This is a genomic window from Streptomyces sp. NPDC101166, assembly GCF_044768125.1.
In the GTDB taxonomy this organism is placed as follows: domain Bacteria; phylum Actinomycetota; class Actinomycetes; order Streptomycetales; family Streptomycetaceae; genus Streptomyces.
On the sequence record NZ_JBIWPF010000004.1, the window covers coordinates 100,897 to 118,327 of the forward strand.

11 protein-coding genes are annotated in these 17,431 nt (G+C 71.8%); 5 read left to right on the plus strand and 6 right to left on the minus strand.

From position 1 onward, the window contains the following. Positions 1 to 111: 111 nt before the first annotated feature. Positions 112 to 2,319: an FUSC family protein gene (locus ACIRS4_RS09385; RefSeq protein WP_404192353.1), complete on the plus strand. Its 2,208-nt coding sequence runs from the start codon at positions 112 to 114 to the stop codon at positions 2,317 to 2,319. Here ACIRS4_RS09385 and ACIRS4_RS09390 read toward each other — a convergent pair. The 5 genes from ACIRS4_RS09390 to ACIRS4_RS09410 form a co-directional block, all read right to left on the minus strand. After that, complete coding sequence (locus ACIRS4_RS09390) at positions 2,258 to 4,396, minus strand: glycoside hydrolase family 127 protein (protein ID WP_404192356.1); 2,139 nt, start codon at positions 4,394 to 4,396, stop codon at positions 2,258 to 2,260. The two genes, ACIRS4_RS09385 and ACIRS4_RS09390, sit on opposite strands and share 62 nt — an antisense overlap. 108 nt (positions 4,397 to 4,504) lie before the next feature. After that, entirely contained in the window at positions 4,505 to 6,454 is a 1,950-nt protein-coding gene (locus ACIRS4_RS09395) for a glycoside hydrolase family 127 protein (protein WP_404192360.1), read from the minus strand. Between the two features lie 55 nt (positions 6,455 to 6,509). Continuing rightward, positions 6,510 to 7,331 carry a carbohydrate ABC transporter permease gene (locus ACIRS4_RS09400; protein WP_404193069.1) on the minus strand — a complete coding sequence of 274 codons (822 nt, stop codon included), beginning with the start codon at positions 7,329 to 7,331 and terminating at the stop codon, positions 6,510 to 6,512. Between the two features lie 29 nt (positions 7,332 to 7,360). Next, on the minus strand, positions 7,361 to 8,326 hold the full coding sequence (locus ACIRS4_RS09405; RefSeq protein WP_404192363.1) for a carbohydrate ABC transporter permease: 966 nt from the start codon (positions 8,324 to 8,326) through the stop codon (positions 7,361 to 7,363). A gap of 56 nt (positions 8,327 to 8,382) precedes the next feature. Further along, complete coding sequence (locus ACIRS4_RS09410) at positions 8,383 to 9,699, minus strand: ABC transporter substrate-binding protein (RefSeq protein WP_404192366.1); 1,317 nt, start codon at positions 9,697 to 9,699, stop codon at positions 8,383 to 8,385. Between the two features lie 205 nt (positions 9,700 to 9,904). On the opposite strand from ACIRS4_RS09410, the gene ACIRS4_RS09415 reads away from it, so the two are divergent. The 3 genes from ACIRS4_RS09415 (at position 9,905) to ACIRS4_RS09425 (ending at position 15,832) form a co-directional block, all read left to right on the plus strand. After that, complete coding sequence (locus ACIRS4_RS09415; RefSeq protein WP_404192369.1) at positions 9,905 to 10,933, plus strand: LacI family DNA-binding transcriptional regulator; 1,029 nt, start codon at positions 9,905 to 9,907, stop codon at positions 10,931 to 10,933. A gap of 154 nt (positions 10,934 to 11,087) precedes the next feature. Continuing rightward, entirely contained in the window at positions 11,088 to 14,339 is a 3,252-nt protein-coding gene (locus ACIRS4_RS09420) for a discoidin domain-containing protein (protein WP_404192372.1), read from the plus strand. After that, positions 14,336 to 15,832: a family 43 glycosylhydrolase gene (locus ACIRS4_RS09425; RefSeq protein ID WP_404192374.1), complete on the plus strand. Its 1,497-nt coding sequence runs from the start codon at positions 14,336 to 14,338 to the stop codon at positions 15,830 to 15,832. The genes ACIRS4_RS09420 and ACIRS4_RS09425 overlap by 4 nt, the downstream gene beginning before the upstream one ends. A 19-nt stretch (positions 15,833 to 15,851) precedes the next feature. Here the strand turns inward: ACIRS4_RS09425 and ACIRS4_RS09430 are convergent, their stop codons facing one another. Continuing rightward, positions 15,852 to 16,328 carry a hypothetical protein gene (locus tag ACIRS4_RS09430; RefSeq protein WP_404192377.1) on the minus strand — a complete coding sequence of 159 codons (477 nt, stop codon included), beginning with the start codon at positions 16,326 to 16,328 and terminating at the stop codon, positions 15,852 to 15,854. 230 nt (positions 16,329 to 16,558) lie between these two features. Between ACIRS4_RS09430 and ACIRS4_RS09435 the strand changes: the two genes are divergently transcribed. Further along, positions 16,559 to 17,404 carry an MIP/aquaporin family protein gene (locus ACIRS4_RS09435; RefSeq protein WP_404192379.1) on the plus strand — a complete coding sequence of 282 codons (846 nt, stop codon included), beginning with the start codon at positions 16,559 to 16,561 and terminating at the stop codon, positions 17,402 to 17,404. Positions 17,405 to 17,431: the final 27 nt, after the last annotated feature.

Sequence of the window (17,431 nt, forward strand, 5' to 3'; positions counted from 1 at the left end):
GCATCACGTCGGCTCTCGGAGCGCGGGGCCGCGCGCGACGCCGGGGAGTCCGCGACACTGGGTGGACTCAGCGGTCCTCGCGTGGGCGTGGGCGCGTGGAGAGGAGCGCTCATGGTGAAGCGGCCCTCGCTGCCCGAGTCCCGCAGGGCCGGGCGGCGCGCCGCCCGGGTCACGGCGGCCGCGGCGGCCGGGTTCTACCCGGCGCTGTACCTGCTGGACCAGCCGGTCATGGCGATCTACGCCCTGTTCGCGCCCATCTCCTTCGGTGTGCTGTCGCCGGTGCCGGGCTCCGGCCGCCGGCGCGCCCGCACGCTGCTTCGCGCCTTACCGGCCGCCGCCCTCCTGACCGCCCTCGGCACGGCGCTCGCCGTGGCGACCTGGCCGGCCGTCGCCGGCATGCTGTTCGTGGGCTTCGCGCTGACCTTCGCGGCGGCCTGCGGCCCGCGCCTCGCGGGCACCGCCCCCGGACTCCAGCTCTTCTACATCCTCGCCTGCTTCCCGCCGTACGCCCCGGACACCCTGCCCCAGCGGCTCATCGGGCTCACCGCCGGGACGGTGCTGCTCGCGCTCGGCGAGGTGCTGCTGTTCCCGGAGCCGGCGCAACCGTCGTACCGCGTCCGGCTCGCCGACGCCCTGGACCTGGCGGCCCACGCGGCCGGCTCGTTCGCGGGCGCCGGCCGCAGAAAGGGAACGGACGTCGGCCTCGCCGCCCGGCTCAGGGCGACCGGGCGGAGCCTGCGCTTCTCCCAGCAGCCGCCCGGCGCGCGCCCGACCGGCGCCGGACGCACCGACCGCGCGCTCGCCCAGGCCGGCTCCGCGACCCGGCGACTGCTGGACCAACTGGCCGGGCTCGCGGGGCCGGCCCCCGACCCCGCCGACTCCGCCTCGAGCGACCTGCTGCGCGGCGTCGCGTCGACGTGCGCCGCGACGGCGGGCGCCCTGCGCGGGGCCGGGCCCGTGGCCGGGCCCGAACTGATCGAGGAGATGACCGCCCAGTTCCTGGCCGCGCGCGGCGCCGCTCCCGACGCCCGCGCCGCCCCCTCGCGGGCGTTGCTGCTGCGGCAGTCGACGGTGCTGACCTCGGCGGTGTCGGCCGTGACCGTGCGCGCGGCCGTCGTCCTCGCGCTCGGCGGGCCCCGGCCGCTGTTCGGGCTGCCCCGGGCGCAGTTCTGGTACGCCGCGACGCCGACGGTCCGCCTGTGGGCGCTGCGGATCTTCGGCAATGTCACGCCCCGCTCCGTCGTCTTCCAGAACGCCGTCCGCACCGCGCTCGGGTTGGGTCTCGCCCGTCTGGTGGCGGGCTCGCTCGATCTGACGCACGGCTTCTGGGTGCTGCTGGCGGTGCTGACCCTGGGGCGCACCACGGCGGGCGCCACCTGGTCCGTCGTCCGCTCGGCCGTCGCCGGCACCCTGGTCGGCGCACTCGCCGCCGGCGGGCTCCTCGTGGGGGCGGGCGACGCCACCGACGTGTACGCCGCGCTGCTCGCCCCGGTGATGCTGCTGGCGTTCACCGTGGGGCCGCTGGGCGGGCCGGCCTGGGCGCAGGGGCTGTTCACCCTGGTGGTCTCCACGGCGTTCGCCCAGCTCGCGCCGGTGACCTGGCGGCTCGCGGAGGCGCGGATCGTCGACGTACTGACGGGAAGCGCGGTGGGACTGCTGTGCGGGGTGCTCGCGTGGCCGTCCGGGGCGCGGGCGGAGATCCGGCGCAGTGTGGCGGCGCTGTTCCGGTCCACCGCGCCGCTGGTGCGGGCCACCGTCGCGGCAGCCGCGGGCGAGGACGGCGTGCCCGGCCCCCGACACGGGAACACGGCGCAGGAGGTGCGCGCGGCGCAGCGTCGGCTGCGCATCGCCGAAGCGGTGTACGCGCAGTACCGCGGCGAGTTCTCGCCGCGGCCCGCGGGTGAGGGGCCGGACTGGCTCGCCGCCCTCAACTTCGGGTCGCGGGTGCTGGTGGGGGCCCACTGGCTGCCCCGCACCGACAGCATGCGGGATCTGCCGCCCGCCGCTCTGCGCTGGCTGCGGGCGGCCACGGACGAGGTGGAGGCGGCGACCGTCCGGGCGGCCGGCTTCCCGGCGGACGGTCTCCGCATCCGCCTGACGCCCCTGCCGCCCGATGTCGCGGCCCGCACTCCGTGGGGCGTGCTGCCCCTGCTGACGGACATGGAGGTCTGGTTCGAGGCACTCGCCACGGACCTCGAGGCCACCACGGAACACCGTCCGACGCCGACGCCCGAACCGGCCGGACATCCAGGGGGCGTCACCTCTTCAGGTTCGCACCCACCGCGGCAGCCGCCACGCGATCCCGCTCGGCGCGGGTGAACAGCCCCTCGGACAGCCAGCCGTCGGCGAGGGCGCGCACGGCCCGCACGAAGCGCCCGGAGCTCGTGAACGGGGCCTGCCGCCACAGCACGTCGAGGAAGGTCAGTCCGTCGGCGCGGGCGCGGTTCGGCACGCCCGAGTCGGCCGTGCCGAACACGACGACGGGTTCGGAGCGCTTGAAGTAGGCGTGGTAGCGGGTGTCGTCCGCGATGTGGAACGGCGCGAGGGTCAGGCCGTGCGTGGTGAAGTGCTGCGGCCGGCCCTCGGGGCGGATCACGTCGGCGAGGTCGCCCCGCAGCGTGAAGTCCTTGTAGAAGGAGAACGTGCGGAACCCCGTTTCCGGGCTGCGGGCGACCAGCAGCACGGGCCCGTGGAACACCGACTGGACGGTGGGATCGTCCAGGGCCCGCTCGACGCGCAGCCGGTACGGCGCGGAGATCCTCACCTGGTCGCCGCGCCGCCAGCTCCTGCTCAGGGTGAGGTAGCTGCCCGGTGTCGCCGCCGCGCTCTGCCGGACCCCGTTGACGGTGACGGTGAAGCCTCCCGTGGCCCAGGACGGCACCCGCAGCAGCAGGTCGAGCGGCCCGCCGCCCTCCCGGAACGTCAGGGTGCGCACCCCCTCGGCCGGGTAGTCGCCGGTCTGCTCGACGACGAGACCCCGCTCCGGCCAGCGCAGCGTCGAGGCGAGGTAGAGGTTGACGTAGAGCGCTCCGCCGTCGGCGGAGCGGGAGTACACCGAGTCCTGGTACTTGGTGTGGTTCTCCATGCCGGTGCCGCCGCAGCAGGTGCCGGTGTTGTCGTACTCGCGTACCACTCCGGGCCCCATGCCCACGAAGTAGGTGACCTCCGGGCTGGTCGTGCTCGGGGTGTCCCGGCGGGAGGCGAGGATGTGGTTGGTGAGCCCCCGCTCGTAGTGGTCCATGTAGTCGGCGTCGGGCCGGCGGAAGAACAACTCCCGGCTCAGCTTGAGCAGGTTGTACGTCGCGCAGGTCTCGGCGTTGTCGTCGCCGAGGGTGGCGGCGACGGCTCCCCTGGCGCGGAACATCTCGCCCTGGCCGGTGCCGCCCAGGCTGTACATGCGCGGGTCGACGACCATGCCCCAGAAGTTGCGGGCGGCCGCGGCGTACCTCTCCTCCCCCGTGTGGTCGAACAACCGCACATAGCCGGTGAACTGGGGGATGTGCTGGTTGGCGTGCCGGCCGTCGAGGACGTCCCGGTTCTCGGCGCAGGCGTCCAGCAGCGCGGTGTTGTCGAAGCAGCGCGCGGCGGCGAGGTGTTCCGCCTTTCCGGTGAGGGTGTACAGGTCGGCCAGCACCTCGTTCATCCCGCCGTACTCACCGGCGATGTAGATCGACCACATGCGCTCCAGCTGGGCCTTGGGCAGCTTGCCCAGGCGGCTGTGCACCCAGTCGCCCATCGTCGAGGCGATGGTCAGGGCCTGCGCGTTCCCGGCGAGGGTGTACGCGTCGAGGAGGCCGCGCATGATCTTGTGGCAGGTGTAGTACGGCGCCCAGATGGTGGGGTATGTCGTGTAGCTCTCCAGCAGGACGAACTGGGTCTCCGGGTACGCCGCGAGGAACCCGGGGTGGCTCGGTCTCGGCGAGCCGCGCTCGGCCAGGGCCCGCTGGCACTCGCCCAGCGCGGTGACCAGGTAATCGAGCTTGGCCTTGAGCGCGGGTTCCCGGGTGTCGGCGTAGGCCTGGGCGATCAGGGTGAGGAAATGCCCGCCGAAGTGGCCGCGCAGGTTGCCGTCGGCGGTCTCCCAGCCGCCGGGCGGCCGTGCGCCGCGGGCGTCGAGTCCGGCGTTGGCCCGGAACACGGCGAGGATGCGGTCGGCCGGGTAGGACCTGGCGTAGTCGAGCATCAGGTCCCGCTTGCGGCGGAACACCCCTTCGCCGAGGGTCACTTGGGAGAGGGGGAAGGGCAGTGCCGCCCGGGTCGGCACTGCGGCGGGGGTCGCGCCGGGGTCGGCCGGGGCGGCGGCGTGGGCCGGGGCGGCCGTGTGCGCAAGGGGTACGGCGGCCGCCGTGGCGGCGGCGAGGCTCAGCGCACGGCGGCGGGTGGGGGGTCGGGGCATGCTCGGTCTCCGATCGTCGATCGTCGGTCGTCGGCGGGCACGGGTCGGCAGGGAGCGGGTGGTCATGAGGGAGTTCTCCCGCGGGGGCGGTCCTCGCCCGGGCCGGGTTCATGACTCCCTCCCCGGAGACGGGGGCTCGGCCGTCGGCAGCCACACCCGCATCGTCGAGGGGCCGCGGCCGGCCCAGGAGTGGTAGGGGACGAGGGTGATGTCCGCACGGTCGGCGTCCGGGACGGCAGCGGGAGGCCCGCCGGGCGTCCGGTAGGGCCACGCGGCGTCGTGCTCCGGCGCCGGGGCGGAGAGCCGGCCGGGGACGACGACGGTGTCGTCCGGTCCGTCCGCGGGCTCGCCGGAGGGATCCACCCGTACGGCGTCGACCTCGTGCCCGGCGGGCAGGTCCACGGACTCGGCGCAGTACACCAGCGGCCCCCGCTGGACGGCCAGCGTGCCGCGCACCGCGTCGACGCGCGGGTCGGCCGCGATCCAGCGCGGTGTCACGGGCAGTTCGAGCCGCAGCTCGTCCCCGGGCCGGAAGACACGGGTGACCTCGGCCGTGCCCGGCGCCACTGCCCGGCGCGCGCCGTCCGGTCCGACCAGCCACGTGGTGGCGCCCCGCGTCCAGGCGGGGACGCGCAGGGACAGGGTCCACGGATGGTCCGGGGCGCGGTCGATCCGCACGGCCACTCCGCCGCCGGAGGGGTAGTCGGTGCGGACGGTCAGGGCGACGGCCCGGCGGCCGGCGAGCGCGGTGGTGATCTCCGCGTCCGCGTACTGGTGCAGCTGGATGCCGGCGTCGTCCGTCGTCGCCAGGTAGGCGGGCAGCGCGGCCAGCGTCCGGGCCACGTTGGTCGGGCAGCAGGACACCGCGAACCACGGGGCGCGCAGGCTCGACTCGGCGCGGGGGCTGTCACGGTCCGCCGGCGGCACGGCGCCCCGGCGGCGCCGGTGCAGGGTGTTGGCGTAGAAGAAGGCGCGTCCGTCGTCGGACGGGGAGGTCGCGACCACGTTGAACAGGGTGCGCTCGGCCAGGTCGGCGTAGCGCGGGTCGCCGGTGGCGAGCAGCAGCCGCCAGCTGAGCATCACGGAGGCGACGCCGGCGCAGGTCTCCGAGTAGGCGCGGTCGGGCGGCAGCACGAAATCGTCGCCGAAGGACTCGTCGCGGTGGTGGGAGCCCATCCCGCCGGTGAGGTAGGTGCGGCGGGCGACGGTCGCGTCCCACTGCCGTATGACCGCGGCGAGCAGGTCCTCGTCGCCGGTCTCCACGGCCACGTCGACGGCGCCGGACGCGAGGTACAGGGCGCGGACGGCGTGCCCGCGCAGGACGTCGGCCTCCAGGACCGGCATGTCGTCCTGGAAGTAGGCGCGGCCGAACTCGGTGTCGGCGAGCCTGCCGTGTCCGCGCCGCTCGAGGAAGAGCGCGGCTTGGGCGAGGTAGCGCTCCTCTCCGGTCGCCCTGGCCAGTTCGACCAGGGCTGTCTCGATCCCCGGGTGTCCGCAGACGCCGTCGATGCCGTGCGGCCCGAAGGCGGCACAGACGTGGTCGGCGGCCCGGCGGGCGGTCTTCGCGAGCTCGCCCTCGCCGCCCGCCCGCATCTGCGCCACGCCCGCCTGGATCAGGTGGCCGTAGCAGTACAGCTCGTGCCCCCATGCGAGGTCGCTGTAGCGGGGCTGCTGTCCGGGGCGGCCGAAGGCGGTGTTGAGGTAGCCGTCGGGTTCCTGGGCGGAGGCGACGAGGTCGGTGAACGCGGCCGTCTCCGAGTCGTGCGGGTCCCGCGTCCAGCCCATCGCTTCGAGCAGTTTGTACATCTCGGAGTCGGCGAACTCCCGGCCCCGCCGGTCGCGGTGGACGCGGCCCTCGGCGGCGGCCCTGAAGTTGCCGGTCCAGCCGGCGCGTGCCATCCGGTCGAGGCAGTGGCCGATCGTGGCGGTGGCGTTGGTGTGCCGGCGCCGGCCCCAGAAGCCCCCGGTGATCTTGACCTCGTCCAGACCGAGCGGCCGCAGCCGTCCCCGGTTCGGCGCCACCGGCAGGATGGACGAGCGCGCCGTGTTCTCTCTCACCGGTTCATGCCTTCGGTACGTCCTTTCGGGGGGTGTCCGTGGAGACGGGAGCGCTTCAGCCTTTGAGCGCGCCCGACATGAAGCCCCGTACGTAGTGCCGTTGCAGCAGCAGGAAGAGCAGGAGGCAGGGCATGGCGAGGACCACCACACCGGCCTCGGTGGCGCCGTAGTCGACGGCGCCCATGCTCTGCTGCCGCAGGTTGGCGACGGCGAGCGGCAGCGGCGCCTTCTCGCTGTCGGAGATGAGGATCAGGGGGGCGATGAAGTCGTTCCAGGCGGCGAGGAAGGCGAACAGGCCGACGGTGATCAGCCCCGGTCGCACCGCCGGGAGGAGGATGCGGCGCAGCGCGCCGGCGGTGCCGCAGCCGTCGACGAGAGCCGACTCCTCCAGTTCGCGCGGGACCGACTCGAAGGAGATCCGCATCATGAAGGTGGCGAACGGCAGTTGGAACATGGCCAGCACCAGGCTCAGCCCGATCAGCGAGTTCTGCAGGTGGAGTCTGCCGAGCAGGACGTAGAGCGGGATGAGGAGTGTGGCGTAGGGGACCATGAGGATGGCCAGGGTGAGCAGGAACAGCAGGTTCTTGCCGGGGAAGTCGAAGCGGGCGAACGCGTAGCCGCCGAGCAGGGACACCGTGAGGGTCAGGGCGACGGTGAGCGCCGAGACGAGGGTGCTGTTGAGGAGGTAGCGCCACAGGCCGGCGTCGTAATCCAGCAGTGTCCTGTAGTTGCCGAGGCCGTAGCCCGACTCCTGCGCGGTGCCGGGCTGCGCGCTGACGGAGGCCCAGGCGTTCCACAGCAGCGGGAAGAGGAAGACGACGGCCAGACCGCCGGCGACGACGTGGTACGGCGTCCGGCCGAGGGCGCGGGTGAGCACCGGGATGTCCCTTCGTGGGGTGGCGGAGTTCATGACGCGTCGTCGCGGCGCAGACCGCGGAACTGCACGATGTTGAGCAGGAGCAGGGCGGCGAGCACGATGATCGACAGGGCGGCGGCGGTGCCGAGGTTCAGTTTCTGGAACGCCTCCCGGTAGATCAGCTGCACCACGGTGACGGTGCTGTTGTCGGGCCCGCCCTTGGTGAGGACGAAGAACTGGTCGAACGCGAGCAGGGATCCGGTCACGCACAGCAGCAGGGACAGCGCGAGCGAGGGCCGCAGCAGGGGCAGGGTGATGGAGCGGAAGGTCTGGGCCCGGCTCGCGCCGTCCATCCGCGCCGCCTCGTAGACCTCGTGGGGGATGCGCTGGAGGCCCACGAGGAGGATCAGCATGTAGAAGCCGGCGAACTTCCACACGACGAGGAACACCGTGGACAGCAGGGCCGAGGTCGGGGTGCCCAGGAAGGACACCGGGTCGCTGACGAGGCCGAGCTTCTCGAGGATCTTGCTGAGCGGGCCGGTGGTGGGGCTGTACAGGCCCCAGAACAGCAGGGACGCGGAGGCCAGGCCCAGGGCGCCGGGCAGGAAGTAGACGGTGCGGAAGAAGCCGGCGCCCGGGCGGGACTCCTGCACCAGCAGGGCGAGCCCGAGCGCGAGGCCGAGGAGGACGACGGTGACGACCACGGTGTAGAGGAGGGTGAAGCGGACGGCGGGCCAGAAGAGGGGGCTGTCGCTGATGTCGGTGTAGTTCTCGGGGGCGTTGCCGCCGCGGTCGCCGGCGAGCAGGGGCCAGTCGTGGAGGGACATCTGCCCGACGAGCAGCAGGGGCAGCAGGAAGAAGACCGCGACGAACAGGGCCGTGGGGGCCGCGTAGCCGAGGCCCTGGAGTGTGCGGGACCGCCGCCACCGGGCCGCGGTGGCGGCGGGGCGGCCTGGCGGGCGTCGTGGTGGGGCCTGCTGCTCGGCGGCCGCCCGGTCGGGCGCCTTCACCTGCATGGCTCTCCTCTGCCGGGTGATGTGGAGGAACTCGCGGGGCTCGCAAGGGCGGCGCTCTACTCGGCCAGCGACGCGCTGACCGCCTTGTTGTCCTTCTCCACGGACGCCCCGTCGCCGAAGACGGCGTCGCGCATCAGGGTCAGCCAGGGCCCGTTGGGGTCGTTGAAGGTCTGCCCGAACTTCAGCGCGTAGGGGGTGCGGCCGTCGGCGACGAGCTGGTTGACGGCGACCAGACGCGGGTCGGCGTCGGAGTACTTGTTGGAGGCCAGGTCGGTGCGCGCCACCACGTCCTTGTGGGCCGCGACCACCTCGACCTGCGCCTCGTCACCCAGGGACCAGGCGAGGAAGTTCCAGGCCTGGTCGGCCTTCTTGCTGGTGGCGGCGATGCCGACGGCGTCGCCGCCGACGAAGGTGGACTTGCCGCCGTCGGGGCCGGGGATGGGCGCGACGCCGAGGTCGAGGCTCTTGGGCATCAGGCCCAGGGTGGTCGACGGCATGGGCATCACGCCGACCTTGCCCTTGGGGAAGACGCCGGTCCAGGTCGCGCCCGTCTCGTCGCGGGCGCCGGGGGCGACGATGCCGTCCTTCACCCAGCCGCGGTAGGTGTCGTAGACCTTCTTCGCGGTGGCGGAGTCGAGCTCGGCCTCGGTGCCGTTGTCGTTCATGACCTCGTCGCCCGCGGCCCAGATGGACGGCCACCAGGTGAAGACGCCGCAGCCACCGCAGTTGCCGCCGAAGAAGGTGCCGCTGACGTCCCCGCCGAGCGCGTCGACGGCCCGTGCCTGCCGGTCCCATTCGGCCAGGGTGGTGGGCGGCTTCGCAGGGTCGAGCCCGGCCTTCTTGTAGAGCGCCTTGTTGTAGAAGAGCACCGAGAGGTCGAGAGTGTGCGGGACGACGTACTTCTTGCCCTCGTACGTGCCGGCTTCGATGTGCGACCGGGCCAGCTTGCCGGCGAAGGGCAGCGCGTCGACGCGGTCGGTGAGATCGGCGAAGAGCCCGCTGGAGGTGTAGTTGGGGACGAAGACCACGTCGGAGGCGAAGAGGTCGGGGAGGTCGTGGGAGCCGGCCGCGGCTCCGACCTTGGCCTGGTAGTCGTCGGTGGGGACGACGGTGAGCTCGACCTTGTTCTTGTGGTGGGCGTTGTACGCCTTGACCAGCGCCTCGCTCTGGGGTCTGGTCGCGGCCCGCGTCCACATCGTCAGCGTGGCGCCGTCGTCCACGCCGTTCGCGTCCGAGGCCTTGTCCCCCGCCCCGCTCCGCGAACCGCCGTCGCCCGACCCGCAGGCGGTGATGAGGCTCCCCGCGGTGAGCAACGCGGCCGCGCCGAGGGCGAGTCGGCGCATCCGTCCGCGTGGTCCGGTCGTTCTCCCCATGACTTCCCCCTCGACAGAAACGAACCGAAAAGAAACGGACCGAAAAGGCTTTCTGAAAGCTAGGACCCCGCTCACCGCCCGTCAATCCCCTTGCACGGAGCGTCTTGACCGGCCTCGCCGAAACCCGCGAAAGCGCACTCGACGCACTGGTCCGAAACTTCTCGCGTACGGTTTCACGGACGCGACGCGTGACAGGAGAACCCTCATGACGCAGGCCACCGGCCCCTCTCGTTCGCATCCCGCCACGCTCGGCGACGTCGCCCGACTCGCGGGCGTGTCCATCGCCACCGCGTCCAAGGCGCTCAACGGCCGCAGCCAGGTGCGTGCGGAGACCCGGCAGCGGGTGGTCGAGGCGGCCGAGCGGCTGTCGTTCCGGCCCAACCAGCTGGCCCGCGGCCTGCTCGCCGGGCGGACCGGCACCGTCGGCCTGCTCACCAGCGACCTGGAGGGCCGCTTCAGCATCCCGATCCTCATGGGCGCCGAGGACGCCTTCGGCGCGGGCGAGGTCGCGGTGTTCCTGTGCGACGCCCGCGGTGACGCGATCCGCGAGCAGCATCACGTGCGGGCGCTGCTGGGACGGCGGGTCGACGGCCTCATCGTGGTCGGCAGCCGGACCGACCCCCGGCCGTCGCTGGGCCGCGAGCTGCCCGTGCCCGTCGTGTACGCGTACGCGCCCTCGGACGATCCGGCGGACCTGTCCATCGTCCCCGACAACGTCGACGCCGGCCGGATCGCCGTGGATCACCTGCTGGCCTGCGGCCGGACCCGGATCGCGCACATCAGCGGCGACCCCGGCTACCTCGCCGCACGGGACCGGGCCGAGGGGGCGCGGGCCGCGCTCGCCGACGCCGGTCTCGCCCTGGTCGGCGAACCGCGGTTCGGCGCGTGGTCGGAGGGCTGGGGGCGGGCGGCCACCGCGCTGCTGCTGGACCGGCACCCGGACGTCGACGCGGTGCTGTGCGGCAGCGACCAGATAGCCCGAGGCGTCATGGACGTGCTGCGCGAGCGCGGGCACCGGGTGCCGGAGGACGTGGCGGTCATGGGCTTCGACGACTGGCAGGTCCTGACGTCGTCCTCGCGCCCACCGCTGACCAGTGTCGACATGAACCTGGAGCAGGTCGGGCGGGCGGCCGCGCACGCCCTGTTCACCGCGATCTCGGGAGTGCGGCGCTCGGGGATCGAGTCGCTGCCCTGCCGGGTGGTGATCAGGGGTTCGACGGCGCCGCTCTCCTGAGGGGCGGGCGGCGCGCCAAGTCCGCTGCCGCCCGCCCCCCTTGACACCTCCCCGGCCCGCTCCTACGTTGCGAAAACCTTTTAGGTCGGTTTCCCCGCACACGTGTCAGGCGCATGACATGTCCGCATGCCGTCAACCGGAGAGGGAGCACCGCATGAAGCGCCTCCTCGTCGCCCTCGTGCTCGTCATCGGCTCCGTCTGTTCCATCACCCCGGCCTCCGCCGCGCAGACCATCGGGTTTCCCACGTTCAGCGGCCCCGCGATCCCGGCCCCGCCCGTCGCCCACACGACGGGCGACATGATGAAGGCCATCTACGACGCGGAGAGTTCGGGCACTGACTTCTGGATGGACCGCCTGCTCGCCCGCTCCGGCGACGACCCGGCCGGCCCCTGGCTGATGAGCCGGGGCCGGGCCGTTTTCATGAAGGAGCACGACCCGTCGAAACTCGGTTTCGGCGGCAAGGTGGCCTACTGGGAGAGCATCAACGACAACAGCGCCTACACGGTCGCGATCAGCCCGGGCGCCTTCACCGAGCAGGTCGGCCGGCGCCGCCAGACGCCCAGCCACTGGAAGAGCGTGCACACCAGCGGCTCGATCACGGTCGACCAGACCAAGTTCATCACCGACAACAACGTCGCGGTGACCAACCTGGCGATCAAGAACAACGGTTCGAGTTCCACCACACTGCACCTGCGGGCGACTTCCCCGTACGCCACCACGGGCACCGGCAGTGAACTCACCGGGCAGGTCGGCGCCAAGAACAACCTCACCACCCTCCGCCCCCGGCTCACCGGCGACGGCTTCACCGTCACCGGCGGCGGCCTCGACCGGTCCGTGACGATCGCCGCCGGAGCCACGGTCACCGCCAAGGTGGTCATGGGCTTCGTCACCGACGAGATCCCCGAGTCGCTCACCGAGTACAACGCCTACGCCGGCCACTCCCCCGCGACCGCGTTCGCCACCCACGTCAGGGCCTACAACCTGTGGTGGGCGCAGAACGTGCCCTACATCGACGTGCCCGAGCCGGCCATCAAGAAGAGCATCTACTACCGCTGGTGGCTGATGCGCTTCAACAACCTGGACGCCGACATCCCGGGCCAGACCTTCCAGTTCCCGACCTCGACCGAGGGCGTCCTGGGCTACAACAACGCGATCGCGCTCACCCAGCCCATGCACATCGACGACCTCAAGTACCTGCGCAACCCCGCCTACGCGTACGGGGACTGGCTCAGTGTCGGCCAGACCTCCAAGGGCGGCCGCTTCCTGGACAACCCGGGCGACCCGGAGAACTGGTCCAACAGCTACACCCAGTACATCGCGGAGGCGGCCTGGAAGAGCTACCAGATCCACGGCGGCCAGCCGGCCGTCGCGGGCAACCTGGCCAAGTACGCCGAGGGTGACGTCAAGGGCCAACTCGCGTACTACGACCACGACGACAACAAGCTGATCGAGTACGACTGGGGCGCCCTGACCGGCAACGACGCCGACGCGGTCTCCTTCCACTGGAAGCCCGGAAACATGGACCGCGCCGAGTCCGCCTACCAGTACAGCGGCGCGCTCGCCGCCGCCCAGGCCTACGAGGCGACCGGCAACACCGCCAAGGCCGCCGAGATGCGCACGCTGGCGAACCAGATCAAGGACGCGATCGTCAACGTGCTGTGGAACCCCGGCCGGCAGCTGTTCGAGCACCGGCTGAAGTCGACCGGCGAGTGGGTGCCCTGGAAGGAGATCAACAACTACTACCCCTTCGCGGTCGGCGCGGTGCCGAACACCGCGACCTACAAGCAGGCCCTGCGCCTGTACGACGATCCGGCCCAGTACCCCGTCTTCCCCTTCTACACCGCCAACCAGGCAGACAAGAGGGCGGCGGCCGACGCGGGCAACCCGGGCTCCAACAACTTCTCCACGATCAACTCCACCGTCCAGTTCCGGCTGTACTCCTCGGTGCTGCGCAACTACCCCAACTCCTGGATGAAGGCGGCCGACTACAAGAAGCTCCTCTACTGGAACGCCTGGGCGCAGTACATCGGCGGCAACACCCAGTGGCCCGACGCCAACGAGTTCTGGGCGGACTGGAACGGCAGCTCGATCGACTACCGGTCCTGGATCCACCACAACATCCTCGGCAGCAGCAACTGGACCGTCATCGAGGACGTCGCCGGTCTGCGGCCGCGCAACGACGCCAAGGTGGAGCTCTCCCCCATCGACATCGGCTGGAGCCACTTCACGGTCAACAACCTCCGCTACCGGGGCGCCGACCTGTCCATCGTCTGGGACGACCCGGCCGACGGCGTGGTGCGCTACCCGGGCGTCCCGGAGGGCTACTCGATCTACGTCGACGGCAACCGGGTCGCCACAGTGAACTCGCTGGTGCCCTTCACCTGGGACCCGGCCACGGGTGACGTCACCACGAGCGGCACGGTCACCCACCACGCGGCCGTCCCCGGCCTCAAGGCCCCCAACCAGGTCGTCCAGGACAGCCCCCGGCTGGTCGACATGTTCGCCAAGGCGGGCGTCGACCTGACCGCGAACCTGACCAACCTCGCCTCCGGTGCGACGGTGTCCGCCTCCCACACCGGCTCAGGCAGCACCACCGCGGGCGCGGTCGACGGCTACCCCACCAACGAGCCGTTCTGGGGCGCCGGCGGCTCCCCCGGCAGCCAGGACTGGTACGAGCTGAACTTCGGCACCGCCCGCACGCTCGACGAGGTGCGCCTGTACTTCAAGGACAGCCGCCCGGCGAGCACCGCCTACCGGGCCCCGTCCGCGTACACCGTCCAGTACCACGACGGCAGTTCGTGGGTGAACGTGCCCGGCCAGACCAAGAGCCCGGGGACACCGCGGGCCAACTACAACCTGGTGCGGTTCCCGGCGGTCAGCGCCCAACGTGTCCGCGTGCTGGCCACCAACGCCTCCGGCGCCAAGACCGGTCTGACCGAGGTGAAGATCTACAACCGGGGCGGTGTCCAGCCACCGGCCAACCTGGCGACGTCGGCGACGGCTTCCGCGTCGTACACGTCCTCCTGGGAGAACGTCACCGCCGTCAACGACGGGATCGACCCGCCGTCGTCCCATGACACCGTGAATCCGCGCTGGGGCACCTGGCCGGAGTCCGGACAGCAGTGGGCAGAGCTGACCTGGCCCTCGGCGAAGACGGTCGGCAAGGCCGAGGTGTACTTCTTCGACGACGACCAGGGCATCGACATGCCCGCCTCATGGAAGCTCCAGTACTGGAACGGCAGCGCCTACGTCGACGTGCCCGGGGCGAGCGGCTACCCGCTGGCCAAGAACCAGTACAACACCGTCACGTTCACCGCGACGAACACCACGCGACTCCGTGTGCTTCTCACCAGCAACGGCACCAACTCCGTCGGTCTCCTCGAAGCAAAGGTGTACGGGCCGTGACTCGTTCCAGATGCCTGTCCGCGCTGATGGGCGTACTCGCCATGGTGGTCGCCTTGCTGGTGGCGCCGCCGCCCGCCGCCGCAGCCGTCACGTTCACCTCGACGGGGGTGAACCAGAACGGCGGCAACTGCCTGGATCTCCCGGGCGGTTCGTCGACCGAGGGGACGCAGCTACGGGCGTTCTCGTGCGGTTCCGGAGCCGACCAGAACTTCGCCTTCACCCCCGTCTCGGGGTCGAGCGACACGTACACGATCACCACCCGGTCCGGTCAGTGCGTCGACGTGTACGGCGCGTCCACCGCGGACGACGTGGCGATCATCCAGTGGCCCTGCCACGGCGGGGCCAACCAGCGGTGGCGGCTCGTCCCCGTGTCGGTGAGCGGAACGGACAAGACCTTCGACCTGGTCTCCGTCAGCTCCGGCAAGTGCGTGACGCCCAGCGGCGGTTCGCCGTCCCCCGGCGTCAACCTGGTGCAGCTCCCCTGTGCTTCGGCGAACGGCAGGGTCTGGCGGCTTCCCGGGCACACCGGCGGCGGCACGGGCACGAAGACCTTCACCAACCCGCTCTCCCAGCACGGGCCCGACCCCTGGCTGACCTACCACGACGGCTACTACTACCTCGCCACCACGACCTGGAACTCGACGGTCACCATGCGCAAGTCCCGCACCCTGGGGGGCCTCGCCACGGCCGCCGACCAGGTGATCTTCAACCTGACCCGGCCGAACGGGGCGGGCACCATGTGGGCTCCGGAGTTCCACCTCCTCGACGGCCCGAACGGAAAGCGGTGGTACTTCTACTACACGGCCGGGAGGGAGCCGTACGACCTGGGCACCCAGCGGATCCATGTGCTGGAGAGCGCCGGTACGGACCCGATGGGGCCGTACACCTTCAAGGCCGACCTGCTCGACCCGACCCAGGACAACACCTGGGAGCTGGACCCGAGCATCCTGCAGCTGGGCGGCAAGCTCTATCTGCTCGGCACCTTCTACAACGGCTCGCAGCCGATGTTCATCCGGCCGCTGTCCAACCCCTGGACGGCGAACGGCACCCGCAGGCTGCTGTCCACGCCGACCTACGGCTGGGAGACCGTCGGCGGCGCGGTCAACGAGGGCGCCGAAGTGCTCCAGCGGGGCGGCAGGACGTTCATCGTCTACTCCGCGAGCCACTGCTCCACGCCCGACTACAAGCTGGGCATGCTCACCTACAACGGCGGCGACCCGCTGAACTCCTCGTCCTGGGTGAAGTCGCCGAACCCGGTCTTCCAGCGCTCCGACGCGAGCGGGGTGTACGGGCCCGGGCACAACGGCTTCTTCAAGTCGCCCGACGGGAGTGAGGACTGGATGGTCTACCACGCCAACAGCTCGGCGGGCGGCGGCTGCGACATGAACCGCTCCACCAGGGCTCAGAAGTTCACGTGGAACGCCGACGGCACGCCGAACTTCGGCGCTCCGGTGGCGCTGGGCGCGACGCTGACGGCCCCGTCGGGCGAGTAGCCGGCTCTCGACGGAGCCGTCAGCGGACGTAGGCGTCGCAGAGCTGCCGCACGGAGGGCGACACAGGCGCCTGATGCGACCAGCCGCACACGGTGCGCAGGTCGTAGTCGGCGTACGGCGACTGCGCGGTGCGCGAATGGCCGGACCGCCGCCGGGGCGCGCCCGGGGCAGGGGCCGGGCGGGGCGCGCGGACGCCGGCCCGGCGCCGGTTCGGCTCGGGCGCCTCGCGCGTCGCCCGCTTGCGCGGCCGCACGTCCGGCGCGGCTTCCCGGGGCCGGGACGTCCGCAGGGCGCTGGGCGTGGAACCGGTGCCGACGAGCGCGGCCCGACCGGTGGGCGGGCCGTCGGGCCGGCCGGCCGACGGTCCGGGCGCGGACGGCCGGACGTCGGCCGTGGCGCTCCCCGTGGCGGGCCGCTGCGGTTCGCCACGGGGCACGGCCACGCAGCCCCCGACGAGCAGCCCGGCGGCCAGCACCACCACGACAGAAAAGGGCACCGCCACGAGAGAGGAAGAACGACGCATCCCCCCACCCTGCCGCCGGGAGACCTCGCCCAGGGCCGTAAGCGGCCGTGATCACCGGCACGGGTGACACCGGCCTTGTCGTCCGATCAACGGGTGCCCCGGGAAGCCGTTGATCTGCGCACCCTTTATGACCGACTTATGCTGATCTGGTGAGAGCTCGGGCACTCGAAAGCCGGTGAGGAACCGGCGGGAAGCGGGCTTCCATGGCTGAGCGATTCAAAAGGGCGGGGTTGATCGGCGAATTGTCGGCCGAGTTCGCCGGCACCATGATCCTCATTCTCTTCGGTTGCGGCGTGGTGGCCCAGGTCGTCGCCGGCGGTGCCCTGACGACACCGCCGGGCGGGCTCGGGAACCACGACAGCATCTCCTGGGCCTGGGGCCTCGGCGTCACGCTGGGCGTGTACGTCGCGGCCCGGTTGAGCGGTGCCCACCTCAATCCGGCGGTGACGGTCGCGCTGGCCACGTTCAAGGGGTTCCCGTGGAGCAGGGTGGCGCCCTACGCGCTGGCCCAGACGGCCGGGGCCTTCGTGGCGGCTCTGATCGTGCGCTGGAACTACACCGAGGCGCTGGCGAAGGCCGACCCCGGTCACACCATCAAGACCCAGGGCGTCTTCTCCACTCTCCCGGCCAACGGCAATCCGAACCTGCCGGTCCACGAGTGGGGGGCGTTCCGTGACCAGATCATCGGCACCGCGATCCTGCTGCTGCTGATCCTGGCCATCACGGATCTGCTGAACACGCCGCCGGGCGCCAACCTGGCGCCGTTCATCATCGGTCTGGTCGTCGTGGCCATCGGCATGGCCTGGGGCACCAACGCGGGCTACGCGATCAACCCGGCGCGTGACTTCGGCCCCAGACTGGCCAGCTTCATCACGGGGTACGGCACGGCCTGGCGAGATCAGTACGGGAATCTGTACTTCTGGGTGCCGATCATCGGTCCGCTGATCGGCGGCCTGCTCGGCGCGGGCCTGTACAAGGTCCTGGTCGGCCACTTCCTTCCCACGGCGGAGCCGGAGCCCCCCGGCCGTGTCCCCACGCCCGAGGAATGACGATCCCCGCATCGAAGGACCCCCTGC